This window comes from Bradyrhizobium sp. CCBAU 11361 (assembly GCF_028128935.1).
GTDB lineage: Bacteria > Pseudomonadota > Alphaproteobacteria > Rhizobiales > Xanthobacteraceae > Bradyrhizobium > Bradyrhizobium niftali.
In genome coordinates this window covers 147,268-158,497 of record NZ_LBJZ01000004.1, presented here as the reverse complement: position 1 = coordinate 158,497, position 11,230 = coordinate 147,268, and the positions used below count along the sequence as shown (strand labels likewise).

Sequence of the window (11,230 nt, the reverse complement as noted above, 5' to 3'; positions counted from 1 at the left end):
ATGCCATCGCCCGCAACGCTACTGTCAGGCGAGAACGTCGCAATGCTCGGTGCGGCCGGCGGGGTCGTATCAACGACGGTGCCCGCCGAAGAGGTGCCCGACGTCACACTTCCATCGCCAACCTGAATGACAAGTGGATGATCAGTCAACGCGACGTGCAGGTTCGAGACGTTCGTGTAGATCGCGATGGGACTGGTCCCGACGAGCGGGTCGTAAACGTAAACCACCCCATAGGACTTTCCGAGATTGACCGTCACATCACTAGTTGGGGACGCGATCTCCTTTTTCAGGTTCGGATCCCAGATGACATGCTCATCCCACACCACAAGATCAAACGTGCCATTGTGCTTCTCCAACAACATCTGGGAGGCGCTCGATGGCATGTTGTCCAGACTATAGGCCAGGCCGCCGGGCGTGAACGGTTGCGAGGCGTTGGGATCGCTCAAAATCGTCGTGAGGTTGTGTATTGCGGTCGCAACACGCTTTGGACTACCATCATTGTTGAATAGGCCGAAATGAGCTTCCTTGTTCGTAAAGTTCGGATCAGATGCCTCATCGAAGAGCTCATACAGGAAGGTTTGCGCGACGCCGTCCTTGAACGCGTCCATCAGGGTGTCGAGCGTGTACTTCGCCTGGACCGTCTGATCGACCCCGCTCATGGGATCGCTCGTCATCGTGTCGTAGCCCGTTTCCGTGAAGATGACGGGCAATCCGGCCGCGTCCCATTGTGCAATCTTCACGTCATTCATCAGGACCTGGTTCGGCGTGGCCCCCGACCAGACGTAGGCGTGAATATTAGCGTAGTCGGCCGACGACGAGAGATTTCCTACCTGGCTATAGTTGGCGCTGTTCGGCTGAGATAGCGTGAGATTGTAAACCGGCACGTCCGCGAGGTTTGCATCGGCCTGAACGGCTGCATAAAGTGCTTTCTGGAATGCAGCCGCGCTCGATAATGACGAACTGCCATTGTACGAAAAGGTCTGGATATCCACCTCATTGGGGCCTTCGATCGCGAACAGCCCGTTCGGATAAGCTGCGACAAATGCGTCCAGCTGTTTGATGAATGTCGAGAGGTTGGTTCCTGGCGGAGTGAAAAAGTCAAACTTGATTCCATCACTCGCCAGTTGTGAATACGCCGCCTGAGCGTGCGCCGTCGAGAACATGCTGCCGTCGCGGACGGTCGTCACTCCAAGGTACGCGAGTGAACTCTCAACCAGTCCAACATTCTCGTACACGGTCCAGTTGCCAAGATGGGTATTTACGCCGATAGACTGCACAAACTTGGCGGCGTCGATCGCTGTCACATTTGATATGGCGGTCGTCATTATAAGCCCTGCAACGACGACCAGGAGGCGGTCGTATCGAGTCACAGACTAGGCGACAAGCATTGCGATCGATTGAACGGCCGTTTCTCGTTTTTATCGAAGAAGGAAGATCAAGGTCGAGCTGGTAGCGATAATGATGCTTTAAGATTGGCGAACGTTGAAGCTGCGTCTCACGAACGAGAGGCCCCGCCCCCGTGCAACTACGGATATTTATGTGTTACCAAATCGACCAAGCGCCGTGCGCACTCGCCAACGAGACTCGTATAGATTCCAACTGCAGAAACACAGTATTTACCGATATTTCACGCTAGTTCTGCGACGAAAAGCGAGCGGCGCATACTGCCTCTCCTAACAGCGCCGCGGGCGCTGGCGCGGTGGGCGCGCCGGCGTTGGCGTGGGCTACTCAGCGAATGGCTTGCCCATCGGCACCACGGGCTCCGGACCAGGCTCTTCTGAGCAACCGATCGGTTCAAATAACCGGCAGAAAATTTGCATCGGACCTTATGCCCGCGTGCGGAGGGGTTGCCCCAGAAAGCGTGACCAAACCAAATCAGACACCACGGGGGAACGGTGCTATCAACAGGAATGAAGATATTCCTGTTAGTGGCTTTCATGGTCGCAGGCTGGTCATCCGCGTCCGCCGAGACAAACGCTCCGGATTCGCTGAAAGGGGAATCGTCCCTCCACGATGAAGTTAAAGCGGCCAGGGCCAAAGAGAAGGCGGACGATGTTCGTGGGCCGAAAGAACGATGGTGGGATCGCGACGCCGAAGGGAAGCGGCCTTGGGACAAACCCACGAGCACATCAGAAGGGTTTCCAAAGCCATAACGACTGCCGCTGCCTTGAGAACGCGGAACGCTTTCAGCGGTCACTGACGCTTGTTGCCGAACTCTGGTGGACGCGTGTTTTTTGTGTAGCAGTAGCCGGCAATTGTGGCGGCCGAGTTGACGGTATCGACCATGACGAGCGATCGATCGATCCCTCTGGTGAATACGAAGACGCGGCCCGGCATTTTGCGCCGGGCCACCAAGGCGGCGAAAAGATCAGACGTATTGTACAACCGACGCAGCGTCGTTGCCGGTCGCGAAGCCATAGCGCGGTTCGAAGCCAAAATGGTGGCGTCGACCAGCGAGGCCGCGGTCCCGACCGTCACCGACAGCCGAAACCACTTGAAGCCGTTGTTGAAGTCGAGGTCTTCCTGCTTGAGGTCGATCGCGACTTGGTCGTTGGCGTTGGATGCCTTGACCAACAGCCTTGCCGTGACATCCTTGACGCGCGTCCGCGGCGCGCCTGATCGCAGTGTTCACCTTCAATCGAAGCGGTGGCCTGATGATGTCTTACCGATTGTTCTAGCCTTTGCTGGAGCTCCACGGTGCGTTGAGGCAAAAATAGTTGGTCGTTGCTCCTCGAGCGCGGTGTACCTCGCGATGGCGGCAAATGTTCGAACCCGTGTTCCCGGTGGAACAGTACTGATCCATCGGTCGTCAAGGATTGTTACGCGAGAGCAATACGAAATGATGCAGCTCCTTTCCGTTGACGACAAAATGCGATCAACGATTCCCCCAACGCGACGGACGACGTTACAGCGTCGCTCTGATCGTCGACTTGGCATATCCGAGCGGCTTGCGCGCGAGTGGCCGGCGACCGAGGCGTCATCGACAGGCTTCGTTCACGCGAACGACGCTGATGTGAAGGGGGCATGAGCAGGATCGACGAAATTCATTTGATCGAGATCACTGCTGAATCGCTCCTCATGTGCGAGGTGAATCGCTGACGACTCCGGCATCATCAAATTTCCCAACCTGAATATCGGTGGCGAGGGAACGATATTGTCGTCTGGATAGGCAAGGTTCTTGGTCTAGGTTCTACCGGCGATGTCGTTGGTGTTGCGCTGGAGCCAGGCAATTTGGCCGTTTGGTTGCGTCAAAACGGTGGCACTTGGAATGGCGACGCAACTGCCAACCCCGCAGCGAAGTAATGCGCCGATCGTCGGATTCCACAATACATCTGGCGACAACTTCACGGCCAACTTCGGGGCGACGCGTTTGTGTACACGGTACCGTCGGGCTTCACCGCCGGCTGGCCGTTGTGATGCCTATCACCAGAGCAAGTGGGGAATGTAAATGGCTACTGACGCTGACCACCAGCACTCAAGGCGCGAACCTCAACCCATGCGGCGATCGGCCCCGAATAGGTTGGGTCCGATCTCGCTGCGCTCGACGGAGGGAGAGAATCTAGAAAGAAAGTTGCTCTTCCGCTGCATCTCAGGTTCTCTCGGGGACGCAAATTGCATGCTCTCAAGCGCAATTCGCACCCGACACATGAGTAATCCCCGATAACAGCTTATCGGGCGGCTGGCTGATATTGGGTTACGAATGAGGCTACCAGCATGCCCCCTAAGGTTCAGCTTCCGGACCCAAGAATCGCGCGTGAAGGGTAATGCAGTGCTTGGAGTTGTCCAGCCGAACCCTGACTTGGTTTATGGTCGCGCCATTTCCGACGACGACCCCGTGCTTGCCGGCAAGCCTCGGGCCAGCTGACGGCGCCACAACTATGCGGCTGCCCTTGCTCAGTCTCTCAATCACTGTACTCTGCTCAGCTGCAGACCGTGAAGTGCGACTGCTCAGTGGCATGGTCTCCCAACCGTTTCGGTCGCTCCTATAGATGCTTCGCTGCCCCGGCATCTCAGAATCTGAGGCACCGGCGCTGACCCGGAGTTGATCCAAACCTTCACTCGGACGTGAGGTAGATCGGCCTTCTGACGACATACGAAGAGCACCGTTCGCGCGCGATTGTAGTGATTGCACACCTTCATAACAAAATAGAAAACTTGTTTGAATAGCCGTAGTTTTTTGAAGAGCACTGTCCATCTGTTTAGAGTTGTGCAGAACGCAACTCAGATAATCATCGCGTCCACCTTTATGCTTCGCAGCTCGATGAAGGTGGTCGCAATCGCACATAGTTCCGCCCAGCATAAACAGCCGGCCATGCAATCGATGCATCCAAGCTACGTTGCAAAGAGATAATCGCTGCTATGAACACCAACGGACGTAGCGATGCCCTTCAGCGTAATTAGTTCATTGTGACCGTCCAATCCGGAGTGGATTTGCCAAATAGAATCGGCGCCCGTGGTGCTGACGAAGGTAAATGTCGCACCTTGCGCTGCCGTACCGAAGCCCTCAAAATCAATAGAGTCTCCAGCTGCGGCGCCATTGCCGGCGAAGTCAGAGATTGTGGCGCCATCGGCAAGAGCTGCTTTGAACTTAAATTGATCGTTGCCCGTTCCCCCGATAAGGGTGTTCGCTCCTCCATTTGCAACGAGGATATCGTCGCCTCCGCGGCCATCCAATGTCACACTTCCAGACTTGCCGATAATCTGATCGCCAAAATCGGAGCCGCGCACTGCAGCAACTCCAGTGAATGTGTCGGTTCCGACATGTGCGAGGTCTCCATTTACAAGACCCGTGGAGGTGCCAGCGCTGAGGTCTACGTTCACGCCGTTGGCAGCGTGATAAAACGCTATACGAGTGTTGCCGTTTCCCGTGATGGTATCGTTGCCGGCTTCTCCCTCGAATTCGTTTAGCGTGCCATTGCTGCCGGCGTTCACGCTAGAACCGCTGAACCCCGTTGCATTAAATGTGTCAGCGAAATCAGTCCCGCGGATAGATTCGATCGATTTCAATGTATCGTTGCCTATCGAGGCATCGCCAGAGACCGCGCCCGCTGCAAGATCAACGACAATTGCTCCTGTGGTCGTATCATTGGACGAAACTGAATACAGGGCGCGATCAAATCCGCCACGCCCGTCAATGGTGTCGTTGCCGGCGCCGCCGATAAACTCCTCTGCACCGGCGGCATTATTGCTGCCAAAGAGTGCGTCGTTGAAATCTGAACCACGTACGGAGTTTACACCACCCGTGAAAGTATCGAACCCGACGCCTGCTATATCACCTACGGCGGCGCCTTGTCCGGTTCCAGCAACCAGATCAACAGTGACCGCGGCGAGTGCTTGCGAGTAATCAACACGAGTGTCGCCGTTTCCTGTCACGGTGTCGTTGCCCGCCATGCCTTCGAAGGTATTGAAAGTGTCATACGAACCTGCGTTTGTGCTGCCGCCATTGAAGCCAGTGGCATCAAACGTGTCTGCAAACCTGGTGCCTCGAACGAGCTCGACACCGTGCAGTATGTCACTCCCCACTGAGCCGTCGCCCACCACGGTGCCGGCTGCAAGATTGACATTAATTGCAGCGGATACGCTGCTGTCATTATAGTTTGCGAGGTCGTAACCGCCACGACCATCTATTGTGTCGTTACCAGCGNCACACCTATGCTGGTCGAAACAGCGCTGAGATCACCCACTCCGTCAGCGGCCACCGCCGAAAATGAGTGACTTCCGTCTGTCAAAGTGCCAGTGGTGAAGCTCCAACTACCGTTGCTGTCAGCGGTCGCCACACCAATCTGGACTGTCTGGTCAAACAACTTGATCGTAACGCCTGCCTGTGCAGATCCGGTCAGGGTCAAATGATCTGCGTTGGTGAGCCCCCCGGCGCCCAGCGTGCTTGCAGAAGCGAGCGAGATCGTCGGCGCCGTCAGTCCGGCCATGGTCATGGATACGCCGGTAGCGGAGACGAATGCGTAGTCGGACGATGACAATTGCGTCACGCCGGCAATTCGGAAACTGTCAGTTCCCCCTGCATAATGAACGGTCCACTCTTCGCCCACATTCGTCAAGTAAGCGCTAGCATCGTGGCCCTTCAGGATCAGCTTGTCGTGCTCCGCCGTCGTGCTGGTCAGGACGTGAAAGTCGGCTATCGTGTCGTGGCCACTACCGATGCCATAAATGAACGTGTCATTACCCGCCCCCCCGAAGAGCCAATCATCGCCACCGGCACCATTCAAGACGTCATTTCCGCTGGAGCCAACCATCCGGTTGGCCAGTTCGTTTCCAGTGCCCGTAAGGCCTCCCATCATAAGGGTCAGATTTTCGACATTTGCGGACAGCGTATAAGATGTCCACGCTTCGACGCTGTCGATGCCACCGCCCGGATTCTCAGTGATCTTCTGATTCACATTGTTTACAACGTATGTGTCATCGCCAGTCCACCCGACCAGCGTATCGTCGTAGTTTAACGCCGTAATCTTATCGTTCGCAGCGGTACCGTAAACAGTATGGCTGCTGGTTGATCCGTTGATCCAGGATGTGATGGTGCCTCCGACCGGCAAGCTTCCTGGCAGCTGGAAGTCATCACTGGTGAACGCTGAAATCGTGGCGTTGCGAAAAACTAGCGTATCCTGGCTTGTCAGCGCGAGATACACGTCGTTGCCGACCTGCGTCATCGCCGCCTTGATGTCGTTGAAGGAGGTGAACGCAAAGCCGTTCAGTTGAACGATATCGTGTCCCGAGAGTGATCCAGGCGTAAAGTCGGTGATAACGTCCGAGCCATCGCCCGACTTGATGACGAACGTGTCGGCACCTCCGCCGCCGGTCAGGATGTCATTGCCAAGTCCGCCGGTGATAATGTTGGCCGCATCGTTGCCGATGATGATATTGGCTTCGGAATTGCCGGTGCCGTTGATCGCGGCCGACCCGGTCAGCGTCAGATTTTCGACATAATCAGACAGCGCGTACGAGACGGAGGACATGACCGTATCGACGCCGCCGCCGTAACCTTCGATAATCTTAGCACTTGGATCCGTGACAATATAGGTATCGTCTCCGAGACCGCCGATCATCGTATCGGCCCCGCCCGCACCACCGAGCAGGTCGTTGCCTGACGTTCCGGTCAAGGCATCCGCACTCGCGGTGCCCGCGATGGTCGTTGTTGGAGCTCCGCTGGTCAGAAGCGTGTAGTTCGCGAGCGTATACTCCGGCAGCTGATAGGCCTTGATGTAGTCAATGCTCATCTGCGCCGTTGCGCTCGGATCCGCATTGCCGGCCCAACTGCCGCCCATCGCCAGATTAGCGATCATGTACATCGCGGTGTTCATGTCGGATGGGGTTGCAACCTGTCCGACCTCCACGCCATCGACAAAATAGGTCAGCGTATAGGGCGTCCATTCTACGCCGAAGGTGTGATCGCCGGCTGTGAGATCGGGGGTATTCGCCCAATAGCCCTGCCCCGACGTGGAGGAAGACACAAAGCCCCAATGGGCCTGGTCAGGATCTCTACCCAGCGCTTCCAACGCGTCGAGTTCCGTCGCCTGGCCGTGCGTGTTGATCGGCAGCATCCAGAAGGCAGGCCAAGCGCCCTTGGTATCAGGCAGCGTGGCCTTCATCTCAAAGTAACCGTAGGTCTGGACGAAGCTATTCTCGGTGGTGATCACGCCCGACGAGAATTGATGGTTGCCGACATAGGCCGCATCGCTGGAGGGGATCGGCGCCGCCGTGATGACAAGATGGCCGTTCTGTATCGAGAACGGATTAAGGCCTAACGGGCTCGACGCCTGGGTCCCGGGCAGACCAGTGAAGCTCGGGTCGACATACACCTCCTGCTCACCGGAGAGCGTGTAGCTTGCTACCCCGCTCCAGGCGTAACTCGTCTTCCAGGTCAGATGCGGGTCCTGGCCGGCGGAAAGCGAGTTGAAATCGTCGCTAAAGGTCTGAACCAGTCCTGTTGGCGCTGTGACGATATTGATGTTGGAGGTCGTGAAATTCTGAACCTGCGTATTTTCGAGCGTTAGCTTCTCGCCGTTGCCGAGCGACAGAACGACATCCGTGCCGACCTGCTGCATGGCGGCCGTGACGTCGGCGAGCGTCTTGAAGTTCGTGCCATTGATTTGAAGAATGTCCCCACCGGCGCCTGTCCGAAAATCGGTGATGCTGTCGTTGCCATTCCCAGTCTTGATAACAAACGTGTCGCTGCCGCCTCCGCCGGTGAGGACGTCATTGCCCTTGCCTCCATCGATCATGTTATTGCCGGCGTTGCCGACGATGATGTTGTCTAGATCGTTGCCGGTCGCGGGAGAGCTGTAGCTTGCCCCCAGCGTTAGATTCTCGACATTCGGCGCATTGACGAGACTATAGCCGTCGATCATGCCATCGTAGATGGTATCGATGCCTTGACCGGCGAGCTCGACCACCTTCGTTTCGTGATTGTACATAAAGTACGAGTCGTCGCCTGCGCCGCCGATCAACGTAACGCCGTCGCCGATCGCCTGCAGCGAATCATTGGTCGCGCCGCCCGTCAGCGTCCCCCCGGCTCCGACCGTGGTCCACGCCGTATTCGGCGATGCGCTGACCGGCAGCGGATTGTCGAGGACGACGTTTGCCGCCGTAAGAGACGAGAGCGCAACATTCTCCAACGTGAGCGTCTCGCTCGACGAGAGCGTGACGATAACATCAGTGCCGGTCTGCTTTGCAACGGACATGAAGTTTGCAAGCGTTGCAAAACCGTAGTTCTGCACGCGCAGCACGTCCCCACCGGTGCCGCCTTGAAAGTCGCTGATGGTGTCGGAGCCATACCCCTTCGAAACAACGAAGAGGTCGCTGCTGGCGCCGCCGGTTAACAGGTCGTTTCCGGTACCGCCAAACAGGATATCGCCGCCGGAAGTTCCATTGATCGTTAAGGCATAGGTCATGATGGTCGCGTGCTCTCGTTGCACGACGACCATGGAAGACGGGCCTCAATGGCGACTTAGCCGTACGTGGACAATTTGAGATATGGGTCGGTTTTCGAGCGACTCCGATAACGAGGCTCTAAAATCGCCCCTTCACGACGCTTTCACAATCACGATAGCCCCGTAGATTTCCGGGGTCGCTGCTCTGCCGCATCTGATGAAAGCGCTGTCACCCCACGGTCTCTTATTCGCCTGAGAGCCCTGCCGCGGGAACGATACAGTAACCCTCTGGCTTGGGCTGCGGCGTGATCGTTTTTGGTGAATCACGTGGCGGACGCACCGGCTACTTCGTCAAACCAGCGCGAACCGATCTAGGGAGCACGTAATCTATAGATCTGATATTTCGGAGTGTCAGCCTCGAGCGAATGAGCAGTGGCAAGATAGGCGAGCAGCTGTCCGTGGTGTTGGTCAAATGTCTGAGGTGGCTCAGACAGATCGGCAGCGCTCTTTACAATACCGAACCACCTCGCGCCGCGGCGAATCAGATCCTTGATGACCATGATCGACGGTTCGCCGTCTTCCATGTAAACCGTGAAATAATCGTCTGGAAGCGGAAACAACCAGCCTCGATGTCGGCTGTAATAGATCGCTACCGGATTGCCCGCGACGCCGCCGCTCACGACCACTAGTTCTTCCGGCCCTGCAAGCCGTGCCAGCGCATTCCCAAGCTCGTAATCTGCCGTTGCAAGAAAGGTCTGCTTGACCTCTTTGGCGGCAATGATGTTGCTCGCAAGAAGCACCGCGATCAATGCGATAGTCCGTGCCAATGTGCCCAATTCATACTTGTCGCGCCCGAGGGTAGCGACTTTCACAAACCCAATGCCCGCCAGAGCGACGATGGCTGGACTGGCTATATGGAAATTCCACGGCTGTTCCACGATTTCTCGCGCGGCGATGAAATAAAGTAGCGCAAAGCCACCGAGCCAAACATGGAAAATCCAGGGGGCCAAGATTTCGGTCTTGGCTCGCTCCGCGCCGCCATCCTGGCCACTGATCGGCGGTGAACACAAAGCGACTGCGCACAGAAGCATGATTGGCCAGCCCCAGAGCCATGTCCTCACATGGAAGAGCGCTTCTTTGACGAAGAATCGCTTGGACAGGAACTCCGTAAAGCCGTCGCTCCAAATGTATCCTTGGCCAGCGATATGGTAAGGCGGATACGTACGACCGAGATGGACGGTCCAACGGTAGTAGAGACTAACGAGAACGATCGCCAAACACAGCCACAGGCCGAATAGAACGATCCGCTTTCGGCGGGCGAGTTTGGTTGGTACGCACCACACGATGTAAAAGGCCGCGGGCAGGGCTGCCAAGGCCGGAAGCTTTGCCAGAATGCCTAAAATGCCCGCCCCTGCTGCCGTCCAAAGCGTTACAGGGTGGTGTTCTTGTAAGCCCTTGACGAGCAGCCACAACGCAAGCGTTACAAAGGCGACCATGGCAGGGTCTGGCAGATACGATGTATCGACCACGATGGCCGCAGGAAGCAGGGCATAAATCAGCGCTGCCGCGCGAGCGTCCCAGGAATTGCGAAGCCGCAAGACCAGATTGTGTAACGAGGTAAGCGTTACCAGGCCGAACAGCATCGCCGCCAATCGGCCATGCCAGTCGCGCCAACCCAACAGGTGATCTAGGTAAGCCGCGACGTATGTTAGAGTCTGAAATTCCCGCCCCTGGTATCCGGGCCTGTCTCCATTCCAACTCACTTCTGGCCAGAAAGGGCTCCAACCGTTTTTGGGCAGGTTGTCGGCCATCATCGCGGTGCTCGCTTCGCGCCACGTGAACCAGTCGGTGAGCGGCTGTGTCAAATCCCCGAGGCGCAAAGCTACGGCCACGACCAAGATGCCGCCTAAAAAGAGGTAGACAAGCCTACCTTGCTGCGAGCCCTTGGCGCCCATCCATACACCGTATCGTGCACTACATTGCCTATACGTCCCCGGTGCTTACTTGGCGCCTCGCCGCAACGCAAGCATGTCTCCGGCGCTGCATAGAATATGAGCATTGAGTCCATCAACGGCTCGACGACGTCGGCAGAGTTCGCCGGAGAGGTTGTGCAAGACGATGCAAGCCGTTGTAGCTAAGCAGCGGCCAGCTTGGAGCTACTCTAAGCCACTCTCGACGGTCGCCGTCGCGAGGTAGCTTAAATGGACGCAGCCCGCCATGAGGATTGCCTCAGGGACCCCGTTTGCCCGCAGCCACCGACTCGGCTTTTGCCATGGCGTTACGATCACCAGGACGTTTCCAAGCAGGAATGAGATCTTGGCGAAGCGAACGGTCCAGACACCACAGGA

General features: G+C 56.8%; 4 protein-coding genes and 1 pseudogene. All 5 read right to left on the bottom strand.

The window, feature by feature from the left end:
- A pseudogene (locus XI08_RS02320) lies at window positions 1-1,325 on the bottom strand (RHS repeat protein); the annotation flags it as partial.
- Window positions 1,326-2,193: 868 nt separating this feature from the next.
- Window positions 2,194-2,574 (bottom strand): hypothetical protein, encoded by a 381-nt coding sequence (locus XI08_RS02315; RefSeq protein ID WP_271573195.1) that lies wholly within the window; start codon window positions 2,572-2,574, stop codon window positions 2,194-2,196.
- Window positions 2,575-4,332: 1,758 nt separating this feature from the next.
- Entirely contained in the window at window positions 4,333-5,541 is a 1,209-nt protein-coding gene (locus XI08_RS02310; RefSeq protein WP_271573194.1) for a calcium-binding protein, read from the bottom strand.
- An 83-nt stretch (window positions 5,542-5,624) separates the two neighbouring features.
- Window positions 5,625-8,903 (bottom strand): family 16 glycosylhydrolase, encoded by a 3,279-nt coding sequence (locus tag XI08_RS02305; protein ID WP_442869750.1) that lies wholly within the window; start codon window positions 8,901-8,903, stop codon window positions 5,625-5,627.
- Between the two features lie 350 nt (window positions 8,904-9,253).
- Window positions 9,254-10,837 carry an ArnT family glycosyltransferase gene (locus tag XI08_RS02300; RefSeq protein WP_271573192.1) on the bottom strand — a complete coding sequence of 528 codons (1,584 nt, stop codon included), beginning with the start codon at window positions 10,835-10,837 and terminating at the stop codon, window positions 9,254-9,256.
- Between the last annotated feature and the right edge of the window lie 393 nt (window positions 10,838-11,230).

Excerpts from the sequence above, each read along its gene's own strand:
- XI08_RS02300 (WP_271573192.1), bottom strand. The coding sequence starts at position 10,837 with ATGGGCGCCAAGGGCTCGCAGCAAGGTAGGCTTGTCTACCTCTTTTTA.